The 16,668-nt window shown below is 61.3% G+C and carries 19 protein-coding genes; 10 read left to right on the top strand and 9 right to left on the bottom strand.

All coding sequences use genetic code 11. The annotated features are described in order from the left end of the window. The first annotated feature begins 138 nt into the window (after positions 1 to 138). Both PSH57_RS27215 and PSH57_RS27210 read left to right on the top strand, forming a co-directional pair. A complete protein-coding gene (locus PSH57_RS27215; protein WP_305386631.1) occupies positions 139 to 810 on the top strand; it encodes a TetR/AcrR family transcriptional regulator in 672 nt (223 codons plus the stop codon). A 33-nt stretch (positions 811 to 843) separates the two neighbouring features. After that, entirely contained in the window at positions 844 to 1,698 is an 855-nt protein-coding gene (locus PSH57_RS27210) for a sulfurtransferase (protein WP_305386629.1), read from the top strand. A gap of 125 nt (positions 1,699 to 1,823) precedes the next feature. Here the strand turns inward: PSH57_RS27210 and PSH57_RS27205 are convergent, their stop codons facing one another. From PSH57_RS27205 to PSH57_RS27190, 4 genes are read right to left on the bottom strand one after another with little or no spacing between them, the layout of a single operon-like run. Then, the gene (locus tag PSH57_RS27205) at positions 1,824 to 2,813 is read right to left on the bottom strand and encodes a hydrolase (RefSeq protein WP_305386628.1); all 990 of its coding nucleotides are present in this window, start codon (positions 2,811 to 2,813) and stop codon (positions 1,824 to 1,826) included. Positions 2,814 to 2,842: 29 nt separating this feature from the next. Continuing rightward, positions 2,843 to 3,454, bottom strand: coding sequence for a 16S rRNA (guanine(966)-N(2))-methyltransferase RsmD (gene rsmD, locus PSH57_RS27200; RefSeq protein WP_305386625.1), 612 nt, complete (start codon positions 3,452 to 3,454; stop codon positions 2,843 to 2,845). Continuing rightward, a complete protein-coding gene (locus PSH57_RS27195) occupies positions 3,454 to 4,944 on the bottom strand; it encodes a M16 family metallopeptidase (RefSeq protein ID WP_305386623.1) in 1,491 nt (496 codons plus the stop codon). Before PSH57_RS27195 ends, rsmD begins: the two co-directional genes overlap by 1 nt. Then, complete coding sequence (locus PSH57_RS27190; RefSeq protein WP_305386621.1) at positions 4,937 to 6,292, bottom strand: M16 family metallopeptidase; 1,356 nt, start codon at positions 6,290 to 6,292, stop codon at positions 4,937 to 4,939. Before PSH57_RS27190 ends, PSH57_RS27195 begins: the two co-directional genes overlap by 8 nt. A 344-nt stretch (positions 6,293 to 6,636) precedes the next feature. Between PSH57_RS27190 and ftsY the strand changes: the two genes are divergently transcribed. The 4 genes from ftsY to rpoH all read left to right on the top strand — a co-directional run bounded on the left by ftsY (position 6,637) and on the right by rpoH (position 10,733). Beyond that, positions 6,637 to 8,079 (top strand): signal recognition particle-docking protein FtsY, encoded by a 1,443-nt coding sequence (gene ftsY / locus PSH57_RS27185; RefSeq protein ID WP_305386618.1) that lies wholly within the window; start codon positions 6,637 to 6,639, stop codon positions 8,077 to 8,079. Then, positions 8,076 to 8,747: a cell division ATP-binding protein FtsE gene (ftsE, locus tag PSH57_RS27180; RefSeq protein WP_024778908.1), complete on the top strand. Its 672-nt coding sequence runs from the start codon at positions 8,076 to 8,078 to the stop codon at positions 8,745 to 8,747. The genes ftsY and ftsE overlap by 4 nt, the downstream gene beginning before the upstream one ends. Continuing rightward, positions 8,744 to 9,766, top strand: a complete 1,023-nt coding sequence (gene ftsX, locus PSH57_RS27175; RefSeq protein ID WP_305386614.1) for a permease-like cell division protein FtsX — start codon at positions 8,744 to 8,746, stop codon at positions 9,764 to 9,766. Before ftsE ends, ftsX begins: the two co-directional genes overlap by 4 nt. 112 nt (positions 9,767 to 9,878) lie before the next feature. Then, a complete protein-coding gene (gene rpoH, locus PSH57_RS27170) occupies positions 9,879 to 10,733 on the top strand; it encodes an RNA polymerase sigma factor RpoH (RefSeq protein ID WP_092395442.1) in 855 nt (284 codons plus the stop codon). A gap of 136 nt (positions 10,734 to 10,869) precedes the next feature. Here the strand turns inward: rpoH and mtgA are convergent, their stop codons facing one another. Then, positions 10,870 to 11,592: a monofunctional biosynthetic peptidoglycan transglycosylase gene (mtgA, locus tag PSH57_RS27165; RefSeq protein ID WP_305386610.1), complete on the bottom strand. Its 723-nt coding sequence runs from the start codon at positions 11,590 to 11,592 to the stop codon at positions 10,870 to 10,872. 73 nt (positions 11,593 to 11,665) lie between these two features. Between mtgA and PSH57_RS27160 the strand changes: the two genes are divergently transcribed. The 4 genes from PSH57_RS27160 (at position 11,666) to trmB (ending at position 13,912) form a co-directional block, all read left to right on the top strand. Next, positions 11,666 to 12,037 (top strand): DUF423 domain-containing protein, encoded by a 372-nt coding sequence (locus tag PSH57_RS27160; RefSeq protein WP_305386607.1) that lies wholly within the window; start codon positions 11,666 to 11,668, stop codon positions 12,035 to 12,037. Between the two features lie 90 nt (positions 12,038 to 12,127). Then, entirely contained in the window at positions 12,128 to 12,328 is a 201-nt protein-coding gene (gene thiS / locus PSH57_RS27155) for a sulfur carrier protein ThiS (RefSeq protein WP_305386604.1), read from the top strand. A 54-nt stretch (positions 12,329 to 12,382) separates the two neighbouring features. Beyond that, the gene (locus PSH57_RS27150) at positions 12,383 to 13,177 is read left to right on the top strand and encodes a thiazole synthase (protein ID WP_003177480.1); all 795 of its coding nucleotides are present in this window, start codon (positions 12,383 to 12,385) and stop codon (positions 13,175 to 13,177) included. A 9-nt stretch (positions 13,178 to 13,186) separates the two neighbouring features. Continuing rightward, on the top strand, positions 13,187 to 13,912 hold the full coding sequence (trmB, locus tag PSH57_RS27145; RefSeq protein WP_305386601.1) for a tRNA (guanosine(46)-N7)-methyltransferase TrmB: 726 nt from the start codon (positions 13,187 to 13,189) through the stop codon (positions 13,910 to 13,912). Between the two features lie 180 nt (positions 13,913 to 14,092). On the opposite strand, the gene PSH57_RS27140 is transcribed toward trmB, so the two are convergent. Genes PSH57_RS27140 through PSH57_RS27125 form a run of 4 tightly spaced genes read right to left on the bottom strand, consistent with a single transcriptional unit; the run spans position 14,093 to position 16,657 of the window. Continuing rightward, positions 14,093 to 14,416 carry a DUF3392 domain-containing protein gene (locus PSH57_RS27140; protein ID WP_092395450.1) on the bottom strand — a complete coding sequence of 108 codons (324 nt, stop codon included), beginning with the start codon at positions 14,414 to 14,416 and terminating at the stop codon, positions 14,093 to 14,095. Between the two features lie 17 nt (positions 14,417 to 14,433). Then, positions 14,434 to 15,633 carry a radical SAM family heme chaperone HemW gene (gene hemW, locus PSH57_RS27135; RefSeq protein ID WP_305386597.1) on the bottom strand — a complete coding sequence of 400 codons (1,200 nt, stop codon included), beginning with the start codon at positions 15,631 to 15,633 and terminating at the stop codon, positions 14,434 to 14,436. Beyond that, complete coding sequence (gene rdgB / locus PSH57_RS27130; protein ID WP_305386595.1) at positions 15,630 to 16,226, bottom strand: RdgB/HAM1 family non-canonical purine NTP pyrophosphatase; 597 nt, start codon at positions 16,224 to 16,226, stop codon at positions 15,630 to 15,632. Before rdgB ends, hemW begins: the two co-directional genes overlap by 4 nt. Then, positions 16,223 to 16,657, bottom strand: coding sequence for a DUF4426 domain-containing protein (locus tag PSH57_RS27125; RefSeq protein ID WP_305386593.1), 435 nt, complete (start codon positions 16,655 to 16,657; stop codon positions 16,223 to 16,225). Before PSH57_RS27125 ends, rdgB begins: the two co-directional genes overlap by 4 nt. Positions 16,658 to 16,668: the final 11 nt, after the last annotated feature.

The raw sequence follows: 16,668 nt of genomic DNA, 5'->3' as shown, positions 1-16,668 counted from the left end.
GATAGTATTAGAGTGAGTGTTTTCTAGAGCTTATGCTCTAAAAAGTCAACCGGCATCCGCGAACGCCTTTGGGTTTGTCCCGTGACCGATAGGTCGTAAGATGCCGTTCAATGCTTTCGTCGAATTAAAGCTCAAACTATGGCCATACGAATAAAAACCAGCGAGCGCATCGTGCAAAACAGCCTGGAGCTGTTCAATCAGCAGGGTGAGCGCAGCGTCAGCACCAACCATATCGCCGCCCATATGGATATGTCCCCGGGCAATCTCTACTACCACTTCCCCAACAAGCAGGCGATCATCGCCGTATTGTTCAGTGAGTACGAAAACCTGGTGGACAGTTTCCTGCGCCCGCCCCAAGGCCGGGTGGCCACCGTCGAGGATAAGCGCTTCTATCTGCAGGAGTTGCTCTCGGCGATGTGGCGCTACCGTTTCCTGCACCGAGACCTGGAGCATCTGCTGGACAGCGACCCGGACCTTGCCGCGCGCTATCGTCGTTTTTCCCAGCGTAGCCTGATTCACGGCACCGCTATCTACGAAGGCTTCGTCGCTGCCGGTATCCTGAAAATGGACCGGGTGCAAATCGAGTCCCTGACCCTTAATGCCTGGATCATTCTCACGTCCTGGGTCCGTTTCCTCTGCACCACACGGGAAAATTCCAACCACTTGAGCGAGCAGGCCATCAAGCGCGGTGTCTATCAAGTACTGGTGCTAGAGGCCGGTTTCGTGACTGATCAGGCCCGCGAAGCGGTGGATGCGCTGTTCAAAGAGTTCTATGTCCCCCTGGCCCAGACCCTGGAGGAAGGGCCGTAGGATTCAAATTCGTTCGAGCCACAGGAGCCCGTTATGCCCATTGCGCAACTCATCAGTCCCCAAGCCCTGGAACACAGGAGGTCACAGCCCGGGCTGGTGATCCTCGATTGTCGTTTTGCCCTGGAGGACCCGGACTACGGCCAGCGCAGTTACGCCGAAGGCCATATTGCCGGGGCATCATTCGCCGATCTTGAGCGGGACCTGAGTGGGCCGGTGACCAAAGGCGTGACCGGCCGCCATCCGCTGCCGGAGCCTGAGGTCCTGATGAAGCGTTTGCGGGCCTGGGGGATCGGCAACGACAGCGACATCGTTTTGTATGACGACGGTCCCGGTGCCTATGCCGCCCGGGCCTGGTGGTTGCTGGCCTGGCTGGGTAAACGCGATGGCGTTTACCTCCTCGACGGCGGGCTCAAGGCTTGGCATGGTGCCGGTTTGCCCTTGAGTCTCGATCCACCGGTCAACGGTCCCGGGACCTTTAGTGGTTCACCGGACGCGACCCTGCTACTCAGTGCCGAGGCGCTTGAGCAGCGTCTCGGTGAGCCGGACATGACCCTGCTCGATGCCCGGGCGTTGCCGCGTTTCAAGGGCGAAGTCGAGCCGATCGATCCGGTGGCCGGACATATTCCGGGCGCGCAGTGCGCAGCGTTCACCGAGAACCTGGGGGCTGACGGGCGCTTCCTGCCAGTCGACCAGCTCAAGCAGCGATTCGCCGAGAAACTGGGAGGACGCTCGCCGACGGAATTGGTGGCCTATTGCGGCTCCGGCGTGACGGCATGCCACAACCTGTTTGCCTTGTGCCTGGCGGGGTATCCGTTAGGGCGGTTGTATGCCGGCTCGTGGAGCGAGTGGATCACAGATCCCCAAAGACAAAGGGCCGTCGGCGACTGAATGCAGGCCCCCTAGGAGCTGGCGAAGGTTCGGGTCGCGTTCGGACGATCTTTTGATCTTGCCTTCACTCTGGCCTCAAGTGGTCGGGAAAGATCGCAGCCTCGTTGCACTCCTCAGCTTCTGCATTACAGGCCCGCCAGCCAACTGGGGATTCTCCGCTCCAGGTAATACCCTGGGCGGCGCAAGCTCCCGTCGACAAAACCCACATGCCCGCCTTGTGCATGCAGTTCAAGCTGGGTAGAGGCGGACAACTCGCCAGGCTCGGGTAAGCTGTGGGGAAACACAAAAGGATCGTCGCAGGCCTGAATGACCAGGGTCGGCGTGCTGATCCTGCCAAGAAAGTAACGACTGGAGGCGCGGCGGTAATAATCCGCCGCGTCAGAGAAGCCGTGCAGTGGCGCCGTCACCCGCCCATCGAAGTCCCAGAAGGTGCGCATGTTTTCCAGCGAGCCCAGCGCCGTGAGAGTCGCCAACCCTTCGTGGCGTCCGTCGTGCTGGAACTGGCGTTGCTTGTTGCGCACGTAGGCCACCATCTCGCGCATGAAATGGGCCTGATAAAACCTGGAAAACCCCTGTCCGATGCGATCGGCACACTGGTCGAGGCGAAACGGTACTGAAACCGCGACCGCTCCTTGCAACTGACTGTCGTCACCCGTTTCCCCCAGGTGCTTGAGCAACACGTTACCGCCCAGTGAATACCCCACTGCAAACAGCGGTGCCAAGGGCCGTCGGGCCCGCAGATGGGCGATGGCGGCGGCCAGGTCTTCGCTGGCCCCGGAGTGATAGCTGCGGGGCAACAGGTTCGGTTCTCCCGAGCAACCGCGCCAGTTCAACGCTACGCTGGCCCAGCCCTGACTGCCAAGAGCCTGTTGCAGGCCGGCCACGTAGGGCGAGTTGGAAGAGCCGGTCAGGCCGTGAAGCACCAGCACCAGTGGCGCATCGACTCGGTGAGGGCCATGCCAGTCGAGATCGAGAAAGTCGCCGTCCTCCAGCCACAGGCGCTCACGTTCCCGAGCGATGTGGGTGGTCTTGCGCCACAACGGCCCCCACAAGGTTTGCAAGTGCGGGTTGCCAAGGCCCAGGGCCGGGACGAAACGTTCAGATGCAGCAGACACGATCATTTCTCGATGCACTGGCCAGCTGTTCAGCCAACGGCCTCTGCCACACGTTGCCACAACGCGTAATACACCCGTCCGGATTTCTGTTCACGATGCAGGCGCCAGTTGCCCGGCAACCCCAGGGTGGACGGGGCGGCTTCGCTTTCAGTGTAGACCCAGGCATCGTCGGCTAGCCAATGACGTTCTTCGAGCAAGGTGCAAACGGCTGGCAGCAGGTTCTGATTGAAAGGCGGGTCGAGGAACACCAGGTCGAAAGGCGTCGCCGGCTGGCTGTCCAGATAGCGCAGCGCGTCGGCGGTCTGCACCTGGCCGACGGTGCAACGCAGTGTGCCCAGGTGCTCCTTCAGGCTGGAGACCGCCAGGCTGCTGGCGTCCAGTGCCTGACCCATGACGGCGCCACGAGACAACGCCTCAAGAAACAATGCACCGCTGCCGGCAAACGGGTCGAGTACCCGAGCGCCGGCCACGTAGGGCGCGAGCCAGTTGAACAGGGTTTCACGCACCCGGTCCGGGGTTGGGCGCAGGCCCGGCGCGTCGGGGAAGCTCAAGCGCCGGCTGCGCCATTGGCCGCCGATGATGCGCAACTGGTTCACACCGTTGTGCACGGGTTTCTTGCTGGAATTGGATGGGCGGGCCATTAGTGCTCCGGAACCCCGAGCGGTTGCTCGGCAGGTTTTTCAGTGGGGGCCGGCAGCGGCTTTTGCGGCACGGTCGGGCCGGCGGTGACGATGACCATTTTATCCGTGCTCAGGTGTTTGTTCAGTGCGGCCTTGACCTGTTCGACGGTCAGTTCCTGGGACTGACGCATGAAGTCCTCCAGGTAGCTGAGTGGCAAGTCATAGAAACCCATGGCTCCGAGCTGGCCGACGATGTCTTCGTTGCTGGCGGTGGACAGCGGGAAACTACCGGCCAGCTCGCGCTTGGCGTCATCGAGTTCTTTTTGGGTCGGGCCGTTCTTCAGGTAATCGGCAAACACATCCTGTACCAGTTTCAGCGTGCCTTCGCTCATTTCGGCGCGTGTCTGCAGGTTGATCATGAACGGGCCACGGGCCTGCATCGGCGAGAAGCCTGAATACACGCCGTAGGTCAGGCCACGCTTTTCCCGGACTTCGGTCATCAGTCGGGTGCCGAAGCCACCGCCGCCGAGAATCTGGTTGCCCAGGGACACGGCCGCATAGTCCGGGTCATCCCGATCGATGCCCAGTTGTGCGAGCATCAGGTTGGTCTGTTTGGACGGGAATTCGATATGACCAATGCTCGCCTTCGGTTCAACCGCTTGCACGGTCTTCGCCAGCGCCGGGCCTTTGGGCAGCGCGGCGGATACCTGGTTGGCAATCGCTTCGGCTTCGGCGCGGGACAGGTCTCCCACCAGTGCTATTACGGTGTTGCCGGCGGCATAGGCCTTGGCGTGGAACGCCTGGACCTGAGCCAGCGTGATCGCGGGAATGCTCTGCGCGGTGCCGTCACTGGAATGGGCATACGGATGGTCACCGTACAGGCGCTTCATCAGTTCCAGCCCCGCCAGTTTGCCGGGGTTCTGCTTCTGGTACTCGAAGCCGGCCAGTAACTGATTCTTGATGCGCGCAAAGGAGTCGGCGGGGAAGGTCGGTTTACCGACGACGTCGGCGAACAGCTTCAGCGCCGGCTCACGCTTGTCCACCGCGCTGAGACTGCGCAGTGACGCCAGGGCCATGTCTCGCAAGGCACCGTTGCCGAAGTCGGCACCGAGGCTTTCGAACCCTTGGGCAATGGCGCTGACATCCTTGCCAGCTACGCCCTCATTGAGCATGGCGTTGGTCAACAGCGCCAGGCCGGGCGTATCGCCGTCCTGGCTGCTGCCAGCGGCGAAAGTCAGGCGCAGGTCGAACATCGGTAGTTCCCGGGCTTCGACGAACATCACCTTGGCGCCGTCAGCGGTCTTCCAGGTTTGTACGTCGAGCTGGCGACGGCTGGGGGCCTTGCCGTCCAGTTCGGCCAAAGATTGCAGCTTGTTGCTGGCTTTGGCCTTGTCCAGCGCCTGGCTGGCGTCGGTGTCATTGGATGGCGACAGGTAAAAGGCCAGGGCGCCGATCAGGGCGACCAACACCACAGCGATCAGCACCAGACGCGGTGATTTGCGCTCACTCATGAGCTTTCTCCTCGGGCAGGACGTGCGCGACGCTCAGGCGCGAGCGGGTGAAATACAGCTGGGCTGCCTTCTGGATATCTTGCGGGGTCACGCTTTGCAGTTCGGCGAGTTCGGTGTCCATCAGTTTCCAGGACAAACCGACCGTTTCCAGCTGGCCGATGGCGGTGGCCTGGCTGGTGATCGAATCGCGCTCGTACACCAGGCCGGCGATGACCTGGGCGCGGACGCGCTCCAGTTCCTCGGCGGTCGGGGCAGTGGTTTTCAACTGCTCAAGCAAGCGCCACAGACCGGCCTCGGCCTGGGCCATGGTTTTGTTTTTCTGGGTGTTGGGCGTGGCCGACAAGGTGAACAGCGTGTCGCCACGGGTAAAGGCGTCGTAGCTCGACGAACCGCCGGACACCAGTTCTTCGCCGCGTTCCAGCTGGGTCGGGATCCGCCCGCTGTAGCCGCCGTCCAGCAAGCCCGAGATCAGCCGCAGGGCATTGACTGAGCGTTTGTCGGTGGTGGTGGCGATACTCGGCACGTTGAAGGCCAGCATCAGGCTTGGCAGTTGGGTCTGCACATGCAGGGTAATCTGCCGCTCGCCGGGTTCGGCCAGCTCCAGTGGGATCTTAGCCGGCGGCACCTCGCGCCGGGCAACCGGGCCAAAGTAACGCTGGGCCAACGTCTTGACCTCGTCGGGCGTGACGTCGCCGACCACCACCAGGGTTGCGTTGTTCGGCGCGTACCAGGATTCATACCAATGGCGCAGTTCCTGGACTTTCATCCGCTCCAGGTCGGCCATCCAGCCGATGGTCGGCGTATGGTAACCGCTGGCCGGGTAAGCCATGGCCTTGAAGCGTTCGTAGGCCTTGGACATGGGTTTGTCGTCGGTGCGCATGCGGCGCTCTTCCTTGATCACCTCGATCTCGCGGCTGAACTCCTCCGGCGGCAGGCGCAGGCTGGCCATGCGATCGGCTTCCAGTTCGAAGGCAACGCCCAGGCGATCGCGGGCCAGCACCTGGTAATACGCGGTGAAGTCATCGCTGGTGAAGGCGTTCTCCTCGGCGCCAAGGTCGCGCAGGATCAGCGAGGCTTCCCCGGGGCCGACTTTCGAGCTGCCCTTGAACATCATGTGTTCCAGGGCGTGGGACAAACCGGTCTGGCCCGGGGTTTCATAACTGGAGCCAACCTTGTACCAGACCTGGGACACCACCACCGGCGCGCGATGATCTTCGCGCACTACGACCTTCAGGCCATTGTCGAGGGTAAATTCATGGGTGGGTTGTGGATCGGCAGCCAAGGCTGAAAAAGGCAGACAAACTGTGCTGAGCAGCAGGCCTGCAGCACGGCGGGCAAGAGCATTCATTCGTGTTTAAACCTGTTGGGCTGCCCGCTAGGTCTTAGCGTCGGCGGGCGAGAGGGTGCTAGGATACTGATCCGTTTTACTGGCGGCCACGCCTATCGGGCCTTTTCTCGGTCCTGGGCTGTTTGGGTTCCCGGAAGAAGCGCTGGGTTTGTTCGTTGATCCCAGCGTTTTCGCCGATAATGCCGTGCCAGTCCTTCGAAAAAATCGACCTTGAGGTGTCCTGGGGACAACTCGACAAAATGTTGCGCGTGAACAAGCTGGGTGAAACGCAGTCTGTTCAGCATCGAATATTTATCACCGAGGCGCCCTGATGGCGCGTCGCTACCGTGAGATAGCCGTCCTCCATGTTTGGTTCCAACGACGACAAGAAAACCCCAGCTGCGGCTGGCGAGAAAAAAGGCCTGTTCGGGTGGCTGCGCAAGAAGCCGCAGGAAACCGTCGTCGAACAGCCGCAACCGCTGCCTGAGCCCGACGCCGAGGCGGTGGCCGAACAAGCTGCCCCAATTGTCCTGCCGATTGTCGAGCCCGTATTGCAACCGGCCGAGCCTGAGCCTGAGCTGAGCGCTGAACCGGCGACCGAGCAACCGCTGACCCCGCCCGAAGGGCAAACCCCCTGGCTGACCTTGCCCGTGGCGGAAGAGCCGGTAGGGCTGGTGGAGGATGCACAGGCGCCGCATATCGCCCCGCCGATTCCGGTACTGACGCAGCCTGTCGCGACCCCGGTTGTGGAGCCGATCGTCGAGGTGTCAGCGCCTGCCATTACGCCCGTTGCTGCCCCAGCCGCCCCTGAACCGGAGCCTGCCGTAGTTGAATTGCCAGCTCCGGCAGAGCCAGCGCCTGCCACCGAAGAGAACAAGGTCGGCTTCTTCGCCCGTCTCAAACAAGGCCTGTCCAAGACCAGCGCCAGTATCGGCGAAGGCATGGCCAGCCTGTTCCTGGGCAAGAAAGTCATCGATGACGAATTGCTGGAAGACATCGAAACCCGCTTGCTGACCGCCGATGTCGGCGTCGAGGCGACATCGGTGATCATCCAGAGCCTGACTCAAAAGGTGGCGCGCAAGCAGCTCACCGACGCCGACGCTTTGTACAAGTCTCTGCAGGGCGAGTTGACCAACATGCTCAAGCCGGTGGAGCAGCCGCTGCTGATTGCCTCGCAGAACAAGCCGTTCGTGATCCTGGTAGTGGGCGTCAACGGCGCTGGCAAGACCACGACCATCGGCAAACTGGCGAAGAAGCTGCAGCTGGAGGGCAAGAAAGTCATGCTCGCCGCCGGTGACACCTTCCGCGCCGCCGCGGTCGAACAGCTGCAAGTGTGGGGCGAGCGCAACAAGATCCCGGTAATTGCCCAGCACACCGGCGCCGACTCCGCTTCAGTAATTTTCGACGCCGTGCAGGCCGCCAAGGCCCGTGGCATCGATGTGCTGATCGCCGACACAGCCGGTCGCCTGCACACCAAAGACAACCTGATGGAAGAGTTGAAGAAGGTTCGCCGGGTGATCGGCAAACTCGATGCCGACGCGCCCCATGAGGTGCTGTTGGTGCTGGACGCCGGCACCGGCCAGAACGCGATTAACCAGGCCAAGCAGTTCAACCAGACCGTCCAACTGACCGGGCTGGCCCTGACCAAGCTCGACGGCACCGCCAAGGGCGGGGTGATTTTCGCCCTGGCCAAGCAGTTTGGCCTGCCGATTCGCTACATTGGCGTGGGTGAAGGCATCGACGACCTGCGCACCTTTGAAGCCGAGCCCTTTGTCCAGGCATTGTTTGCCGAGCGGGAGCATTCATGATTCGTTTCGAACAGGTCGGTAAACGCTATCCGAACGGTCACGTCGGCTTGCATGAGCTGAGCTTTCGGGTCCGTCGTGGCGAGTTTCTGTTTGTCACCGGCCACTCGGGCGCCGGTAAAAGTACCTTGCTGCGCCTGTTGCTGGCGATGGAACGGCCCACCACCGGCAAACTGCTGTTGGCCGGCCAGGACCTGAGCACCATCAGCAATGCCCAGATTCCTTACTTGCGCCGGCAGATCGGCGTGGTGTTCCAGAATCACCAGTTGCTGTTCGATCGCACGGTGTTCAACAACGTGGCGCTGCCCTTGCAGATTCTTGGTCTGTCCAAGGCCGAGATCAACAAGCGCGTGGATTCGGCCCTGGAGCGTGTGGCCCTGTCGGACAAGACCGATCTGTACCCGGGCGACCTGTCCACCGGCCAGCAACAGCGCGTGGGCATCGCCCGTGCCATCGTTCATCGCCCGGCCTTGCTGCTGGCGGACGAACCTACCGGTAACCTGGACCCGCGTCTGGCGGCGGAAATCATGGGCGTATTCGAAGACATCAATCGCTTGGGCACCAGCGTGCTGATTGCCAGTCACGACCTGGCCCTGATCGCACGCATGCGTCACCGTATGCTCACCTTGCAACGCGGTCGACTGATCGGTGACGGGGAGGCTGGCGTATGAGTGCGACCCGCAGCCCCAAGGTCGCCGAACGCGTGGCCCCGAAAGCCTCCGATCCGCAGCCGTCAAAGAAGAAGCGCGACGATGACGACGGTCCGGATTTCGCGACACTGTTTCACGCCTGGGTTGAAAGCCATCGCGCCAGTTTGCTGGACAGCCTGAAGCGCCTGGGCAAGCAACCGATCGGCAGTTTTTTCACTTGCATGGTGATGGCGGTGGCCCTGAGTTTGCCCATGGGCCTGTCATTATTGCTAAGTAATGTGGAGCGCCTGGGTGGCTCCTGGCAGCGTGCGGCGCAGATTTCCCTGTACCTGCAACTGGACGCGAGCCAGGGCGACGGCCAGGCGTTGCGCGAGCAGATCAAGGTTATGCCGGGTGTGGCAGACGCCGAATACATTGGTCGCGAGCAAGCGCTGGAAGAATTCCAGCAGCAGTCCGGCCTGGGCGATGCCCTCAAGGAACTGCCGGAAAACCCGCTGCCAGGTGTGGTGCTGGTGACGCCGGACGAAGTCGACAAGCCCACCCTTGAAGCATTAAGACAAAGACTTTCCGAGTTGCCGAAGGTACAGCAGGCGCAACTTGATCTAGTCTGGGTCGAGCGTCTTGCGGCGATCCTCAAGCTCGGCGACCGGTTTGTCTTCGGTCTGACGGTGCTTTTGGTTTCTGCATTACTTTTGGTGATAGGCAATACCATTCGTCTTCATATTGAAAACCGCCGCACCGAGATAGAAGTGATTAAACTCGTCGGCGGTACGGACAGTTATGTGCGCAGGCCCTTCCTTTATATGGGGGCGCTGTATGGCTTTGGTGCCGGGATTCTGTCCTGGGGCGTATTGGCGTTTGGCCTGGACTGGCTGAATGATGCGGTAGTGGGGCTGGCCGGTTTGTACGGCAGTGATTTTTCCCTGGCCGGAGTGCCAGTCGCCGACGGTCTGTCGCTCTTGCTTGGCGCGGTACTGTTGGGTTATATCGGTGCATGGATTGCGGTAGCACGCCACTTGCGTGAGCTTGCTCCAAAATAGTGTTTTTTGCGCGTATTGACCTTTCGGTTTTTGTGGGAACTTGTCCTACGGTTCCCGGTCAATTTTCGCAGTGCTGAACTGCACGAGTTATGTGAGTCGGAGGTTTTTTCGTATGACCACTTCTTTGCAACCTGCTTATGCTCTGGTCCCGGGTGCGAACCTGGAGGCCTATGTGCACACGGTGAACAGCATCCCTTTGCTGACGCCCGAGCAGGAGCGTGAACTGGCCGAGAGTCTCTATTATGAGCAGGATCTTGAGGCGGCTCGGCAGATGGTGCTCGCCCACCTGCGTTTTGTAGTACATATCGCCCGCAGCTATTCCGGCTACGGGCTGGCCCAGGCCGACCTGATCCAGGAAGGCAACGTCGGCCTGATGAAGGCGGTCAAGCGTTTCAACCCGGAAATGGGTGTGCGTCTGGTGTCGTTTGCGGTGCATTGGATCAAGGCGGAAATTCACGAGTTCATCCTGCGCAACTGGCGCATTGTGAAAGTCGCGACCACCAAGGCCCAGCGCAAGCTGTTCTTCAACCTGCGCAGCCAGAAGAAGCGTCTGGCCTGGCTGAACAATGAAGAAGTCCATCGCGTTGCCGAAAGCCTGGGCGTTGAGCCACGGGAAGTGCGCGAGATGGAAAGTCGTCTGACCGGCCATGACATGGCCTTCGACCCGGCCGCCGAAGCGGACGACGACAGCGCTTTCCAGTCGCCGGCCAACTATCTGGAAGACCACCGGTACGACCCGGCGCGTCAACTGGAAGACGCCGACTGGAGCGACAACTCCAACACCAACCTGCACGAGGCCCTGGAAGTGCTGGACGAGCGCAGCCGTGACATTCTCTACCAGCGCTGGCTGGCCGAGGAAAAAGCCACGCTGCACGACCTGGCGCAGAAGTACAACGTGTCGGCCGAGCGGATTCGTCAGCTCGAGAAAAGCGCGATGAACAAGCTCAAGACGTCGATTGCTGCCTGACCTGCGCAACAGCAATAAAAAACGCCCCGATCAGTGATGATCGGGGCGTTTTTTTGTGTGCTCAATATTGGACTCGACGCAGATCCCCTGTGGGAGCGAGCAAGCCCGCTCCCACAGGGGATCTTCAGGGTGTGGTCTATTGCGCCCAAGGCGCCCGTCGCGAGTCATTGAGTCCCAGCAGATAGCTGTCGCCCCCCAACTGGCTCATCTGCCGCCGAATCCAGTTCGCGCGACGCAGTACATACGGGCTTGGGCGTGCGGCGCTCCATACTCGGGGGTTGGGCAGGACCGCCGCCAGCAGACTGGCCTGTTGCCGGGACAATGCGTCGGCGCTCACCCGAAAGTGATGCCGTGCCGCGGCTTCGGCGCCGAACACACCGTCATCCCACTCGACGCTGTTGAGGTACACCTCGAGGATCCGCTGCTTGGGCCAGAGCATTTCGATCAGCGCGGTAAACCAGGCTTCCAGACCCTTGCGCAGCCAGCTGCGGCCCGGCCACAGGAACAGGTTCTTGGACACTTGCTGGCTGAGGGTGCTGGCGCCGCGAATCGAGCCACCGCGTCCGTTATGGGTAAGCGCGGCCTGGATCGCACCGAAGTCGAAGCCCCAGTGCTCGGGAAATTTCTGATCCTCACCTGCGATTACCGCGACTTTGAGGTTGTCGGAAATCTGATCCCAGGGTTGCCAGGTACGCTGCAGGTCGATCGGCTCGCCACTGAACCAGGATTCAACCTTGCGCTCGATCATCAGCGCGGTGAACGGTGGCGGCACCACGCGAAACAGCAGCACCAGGACAACGCTGCCGACGGCGAACCAGAGCAGGGCTTTAACGAATCGTCGAAACAATGAACGCAACATAGAGATGGCTTGGCCGAACCCGTCGAGCGGGCCATTATACAGACCCTGTCCACCGAGTCTGACTGGAGTTCTCATGCTGCGTAGTTTTCTGATGCTGGCTGCTTTTTTCGGCTTCACCGGCGTGGCACTGGGGGCATTCGCCGCCCATGGCCTGAAAAACCGCCTGAGCGCCGATTACCTGGCGATCTTCCACGCCGGTGTCACCTATCAGTTGGTACACACCCTGGCGTTGCTGGGCGTCGCGCTGCTGGCCACACACATCCCCGGACGTATCGTCACCTGGGCCGGGATTTCATTTGTGATCGGTATCCTGCTGTTCTCCGGCAGCCTGTATTTACTGACGATGACCGGCATCAGCAAACTGGGCATTATCACGCCGTTCGGTGGGGTGGCGTTCCTGATCGGCTGGTTGTGCCTGGGGCTTGCCGCCTGGCGGTTGGGCTGACCGCACGGTCCAATTCATGACGAATGGCTTGGGTCGTCCAGACTGATCGGGCTAGAATGCCAGCCCCTAAAAATGATGGCGGCATCCGGCATGCGCATTCAGTTGAACGGCGAACCCCTTGATCTGCCCGACGGTGAAACCGTTGCGGCCCTGCTGACCCGTCTGGAACTTACCGGACGCCGCGTCGCGGTGGAGCTCAATCTGGATATCGTCCCGCGCAGCCAGCACGCTGAAACCACGTTGAGCGACGGTGATTCTGTCGAAGTGGTACACGCCATCGGCGGCGGTTAACGTCGTCTGTTTCACAGCATTTCGCAAGAACCTCACCCCAACAGAGGATTTCCCATGAGCATCGTTCGTAGCGACAAGCCCTTCGTCCTGGCCGGTCGTACCTACCAGTCGCGTTTGCTGGTTGGCACCGGTAAATACCGCGACATGGAAGAAACCCGCCTGGCCATCGAAGCCTCGGGCGCCGAAATCGTGACCGTTGCCGTGCGCCGCACCAACATCGGCCAGAACCCGGGCGAACCGAACCTGCTGGATATCCTGCCGCCAGATCGCTACACCATCCTGCCCAACACCGCCGGTTGCTTCGATGCCATCGAGGCTGTGCGCACCTGCCGCCTGGCCCGTGAGCTGCTCGACGGCCACAACCTGGTGAAGCTGGAGGTCCTGGCTGACCAGAAAACCCTGTTCCCCAATGTGATCGAAACCCTCAAGGCCGCCGAAACCCTGGTCAAGGAAGGTTTCGACGTGATGGTGTACACCAGCGACGACCCGATCATCGCCCGTCAACTGGCGGAAATCGGCTGCATCGCGGTGATGCCACTGGCCGGCCTGATCGGCACGGGCCTGGGGATCTGCAACCCGTACAACCTGCAGATCATCCTGGAAGAAGCCAAGATTCCGGTGTTGGTGGATGCCGGCGTCGGCACTGCCTCTGACGCCACTATCGCCATGGAGCTGGGCTGTGAGGCGGTGCTGATGAACTCGGCCATTGCCCATGCCCAGCAACCCATCCTGATGGCCGAAGCCATGAAGCACGCCATTGTGGCCGGGCGTCTGGCGTACCTCGCCGGGCGCATGCCGAAAAAACTCTACGCCAGCGCCTCCTCGCCGCTGGATGGTCTGATCAAGTAAGAGCCATTGATGACTGAATCGAACGACACGCCTGTCCTCCCGGAAGAAGGCGAAGAGCGCCAACATCGCCGCATCAAGAGTTTTGTGATGCGCGCCGGGCGCATGACCGAAGGCCAGCAACGCGGCCTGGACCAGGGCGCGCCGCGGTTCGTCCTGCCCCTGGCCGATGCGCCGGTGGATTTTGACCAAGTGTTCGGCCGTTCGGCGCCGCGCTCGCTGGAAATCGGCTTCGGCATGGGCCACTCGCTGCTGGAAATGGCCGCCGCGGCGCCGGAGCAGGATTTCATCGGTGTGGAAGTCCACCGTCCCGGTGTGGGCGCGCTGCTCAACGGCGTGTTGACCCAAGGGCTGACCAATCTGCGGGTCTACGACTGCGACGCCATTGAAGTGCTCAACCGCTGCGTGGCCGACAACAGCCTCGACCGGCTGATGCTGTTCTTCCCCGACCCTTGGCACAAGAGCCGTCATCACAAGCGCCGTATCGTCCAGGCGTCGTTCGCTGAACTGGTGCGCAGCAAGTTGAAGGTCGGCGGCGTGCTGCACATGGCTACCGACTGGGAGCCTTACGCCGAGTACATGCTGGAAGTGATGAACGTCGCCCCGGGCTACCGTAACCTGGCCGAAGACGGCAAATGCGTGCCGCGCCCGGCAGAACGACCGATCACCAAGTTCGAACGCCGTGGCGAACGACTAGGGCATGGGGTTTGGGACTTGAAGTTCGAGAAGGTGGCTTAAGGAAAACTGTGGGAGCAAAGCTTGCTCGCGATGCAGGCAACCCGGGGTTCAAGTTGATCCTGAGGCGCTGCTATCGCGGGCAAGCCTTGCTCCCACAGAAGCTCATCCCAAAAAGCTTGCTACCACAGAAGCTCACCCCACAAAGCCTTGCTCCCACATTTGTTTGTGGTGTGCTCTGTATCAGCGACGATCCGCCACCACCCCAATCAACACCAGCACCACCAACAACACCGGCGCCAGGCTGTAGTTGTTGAACTGGCTCAACCCCCGGACAATCCATGGCGTGGCGTAGATCAGGGCCGCGCCGCTGCCGATCATGCACAGCAGGGCGATCAGCGGGACGCGCAAGGCCCCGGCAATATTGCCAAGGCGTTGTTCGACCCAACCCTTGATGTCTGCGCCAAACAGCACCAGCAGGCAGCCTACCAATGCCAGGGAGATTTCCGACAGGTTGCTGCGGCTCCAGCGGGACACGGTGGCGAGCAGGTCGAGTACCAGATCCATGGGGTTTCCTTGTGTGATTAGCTCAAAAATTTCTGCAACAAGTCATTGAGAAACAACTGTCCGCGCTCAGTGGCTGCCAGACGTGCCGGTTCGACCCGCAACAACCCGCTTTGTTCGGCCTCGCGCCGGCCTTCGGCCAGGCTTTGCAAGGACAGACCGGTGCGCTCGGGGTAAAGCCGCGCGTCCACGCCTTCGGTCAGGCGTAGCGCGTTCATCAGGAACTCGAAGGGCAGTTCTTCATTGCTCAGGGTTTTCTCGCCGGCCAGGAAGCGTTTGGCTGAGTTGAGGTAGTCCTTGGGCAGGCGGGTCTTCCAGGTGCGCACAATACGCCCGTCCGGATGGCTGAGCTTGCCGTGGGCGCCCGCGCCGATGCCGATGAAGTCGCCGAAACTCCAGTAATTGAGGTTATGCCGCGCCGCCCGGCCGGGTTGGGCATAGGCCGAGACTTCGTATTGGGCGTAGCCATGCTCGGCCAGCAACGCCTGGCCGGCTTCCTGGATGTCCCACAGCGTGTCGTCTTCCGGCAGTGTCGGCGGCTGGTTCCAGAACACCGTATTGGGTTCCAGCGTCAGTTGATACCAGGACAAATGCGTTGGCTTCAAGGCAATGGCCTGGCGCAGGTCGCTCAAGGCGTCGTCCAGGGATTGATCGGGCAGTCCATGCATCAGGTCCAGGTTGAAATTGTCGAACCCGGCCTGACGGGCCATGCCGGCGGCGCGCACAGCTTCGTCACCGTTATGAATCCGGCCCAAAGCCTTGAGCTTGGCTTCCTGGAAGCTCTGGATGCCAATGGACAGGCGATTGATGCCCAGTGCCCGGTATGCGACGAATTTCTCTTGTTCGAAGGTCCCTGGGTTGGCTTCCAGGGTGATTTCAATGTCATGGGCGAAGGGGATTCGCGCCTCGACACCTTTGAGCAGGCGGCCCAGGGCCTGGGCGCTGAACAGGCTTGGAGTGCCGCCGCCGAAAAAGATCGAGCTCAGTTCCCGGCCATACACCGCCTGCAAGTCCTGGTCGAGATCGGCCAGCAATGCGTCGACGTACTCCTCTTCCGGCAATTGCGGGCTGGCGGTATGGGAGTTGAAGTCGCAATACGGGCATTTGCGTACACACCACGGGATGTGGATGTACAACGCCAGGGGCGGCAGCACTGGCAGCGGCGCCCGAGGCGTTTGCGCACCGCCATGGATCAGAGGTGCGGGGGACTCATCGATCATTGCAGGCCCAGGCGTTGGCGCAGCAGAGCCATGGCGCGCGCGCGGTGGCTCAGCTGGTTTTTTTCCACCGGACCCAGCTCGGCGCTGGAGCAGTTGCGCTCCGGCACCCAGAACAGCGGATCGTAGCCAAAGCCGTGCTCGCCGCTGGCGCAGGTCAAGATGCGTCCGTGCCACAAGCCTTCGCAGAGGATCGGTAGCGGATCGTCGGCATGGCGCACCAGGGCCAGCACACACACGAACTGCGCGCCGCGCTCGGCTTCAGGCACGTCCTTGAGGGCGTCGAGCAGCTTGGCGTTGTTCGCCGCGTCGCCTTTGCCATCTGCGTAGCGGGCTGAATAGATGCCCGGCGCACCGCCGAGAAAGTCCACCGCCAGCCCGGAATCGTCGGCCAGCGCCGGCAGGCCACTAATGCGCGCGGCATTGCGGGCCTTGAGAATGGCGTTCTCGACGAATGACAGGCCGGTTTCTTCAGGTTCGACCTGGCTGAACTCGCCAATCGAGCGCAGTTGCACCGACCCGCCGAGCATGGCCTGGAGTTCCTTGAGTTTGCCGGCGTTGTGGCTGGCCAGTACGAGTTGGGTGAAATTCATCATTCGCCGGGGAACAGTTCCTGGTTGAAGTTGATGGTGTTGATTTTGTCGCCGGTCTGCACCTTGATTTCAAAGGTGCGGGTTTCCTGTTGGTCCACTGGATACTGGGCGATGTAATAGATCGCGCCTTGTTCGGTGATCTGGCGGAAGGTGAGGGGGACTGTCTTGCTGGTCAGGTCCTTCACCGTGCCACTGACCTGGGCCATCAATGGCTTGCCGCCTTTGATCACCGAAACATTGATCACGCCCTGGTTCTTGCTGCGAGTCAGCTCGGCAGCCTTGGCGATGTCCGGCGTCAGGAAGGTGGAATTGAAGGTGTTGTAGTGCACGGTGATGTCGCCGAACACTTCCTTTCGATCGCTCTTGATGACATCCGCGGCCATGGCCCCGGCGCTCAGGCAGGCGGTGATGAGAAACAACGCTAGACGTTTCATGTCGTGCTCCT

The sequence above is a fragment of the Pseudomonas hefeiensis genome (assembly GCF_030687835.1).
GTDB lineage: Bacteria > Pseudomonadota > Gammaproteobacteria > Pseudomonadales > Pseudomonadaceae > Aquipseudomonas > Aquipseudomonas hefeiensis.
The sequence above is the reverse complement of the archived record's forward strand: the minus strand, read 5'-3'. Positions and strand labels throughout refer to the sequence as shown.

What these genes read in the sequence shown, in the direction of transcription:
- PSH57_RS27190 (WP_305386621.1), bottom strand. Translation starts at nt 6,292, where the DNA reads ATGAATGCTCTTGCCCGCCGTGCTGCAGGCCTGCTGCTCAGCACAGTT.
- thiS (WP_305386604.1), top strand. Translation starts at nt 12,128, where the DNA reads ATGCGCATTCAGTTGAACGGCGAACCCCTTGATCTGCCCGACGGTGAA.
- ftsY (WP_305386618.1), top strand. Translation starts at nt 6,637, where the DNA reads ATGTTTGGTTCCAACGACGACAAGAAAACCCCAGCTGCGGCTGGCGAG.
- rsmD (WP_305386625.1), bottom strand. Translation starts at nt 3,454, where the DNA reads ATGGCCCGCCCATCCAATTCCAGCAAGAAACCCGTGCACAACGGTGTG.
- PSH57_RS27210 (WP_305386629.1), top strand. Translation starts at nt 844, where the DNA reads ATGCCCATTGCGCAACTCATCAGTCCCCAAGCCCTGGAACACAGGAGG.
- rdgB (WP_305386595.1), bottom strand. Translation starts at nt 16,226, where the DNA reads ATGATGAATTTCACCCAACTCGTACTGGCCAGCCACAACGCCGGCAAA.
- PSH57_RS27160 (WP_305386607.1), top strand. Translation starts at nt 11,666, where the DNA reads ATGCTGCGTAGTTTTCTGATGCTGGCTGCTTTTTTCGGCTTCACCGGC.
- rpoH (WP_092395442.1), top strand. Translation starts at nt 9,879, where the DNA reads ATGACCACTTCTTTGCAACCTGCTTATGCTCTGGTCCCGGGTGCGAAC.
- hemW (WP_305386597.1), bottom strand. Translation starts at nt 15,633, where the DNA reads ATGATCGATGAGTCCCCCGCACCTCTGATCCATGGCGGTGCGCAAACG.
- PSH57_RS27125 (WP_305386593.1), bottom strand. Translation starts at nt 16,657, where the DNA reads ATGAAACGTCTAGCGTTGTTTCTCATCACCGCCTGCCTGAGCGCCGGG.
- ftsX (WP_305386614.1), top strand. Translation starts at nt 8,744, where the DNA reads ATGAGTGCGACCCGCAGCCCCAAGGTCGCCGAACGCGTGGCCCCGAAA.
- trmB (WP_305386601.1), top strand. Translation starts at nt 13,187, where the DNA reads ATGACTGAATCGAACGACACGCCTGTCCTCCCGGAAGAAGGCGAAGAG.
- ftsE (WP_024778908.1), top strand. Translation starts at nt 8,076, where the DNA reads ATGATTCGTTTCGAACAGGTCGGTAAACGCTATCCGAACGGTCACGTC.
- PSH57_RS27150 (WP_003177480.1), top strand. Translation starts at nt 12,383, where the DNA reads ATGAGCATCGTTCGTAGCGACAAGCCCTTCGTCCTGGCCGGTCGTACC.
- PSH57_RS27215 (WP_305386631.1), top strand. Translation starts at nt 139, where the DNA reads ATGGCCATACGAATAAAAACCAGCGAGCGCATCGTGCAAAACAGCCTG.
- PSH57_RS27195 (WP_305386623.1), bottom strand. Translation starts at nt 4,944, where the DNA reads ATGAGTGAGCGCAAATCACCGCGTCTGGTGCTGATCGCTGTGGTGTTG.
- mtgA (WP_305386610.1), bottom strand. Translation starts at nt 11,592, where the DNA reads ATGTTGCGTTCATTGTTTCGACGATTCGTTAAAGCCCTGCTCTGGTTC.
- PSH57_RS27140 (WP_092395450.1), bottom strand. Translation starts at nt 14,416, where the DNA reads ATGGATCTGGTACTCGACCTGCTCGCCACCGTGTCCCGCTGGAGCCGC.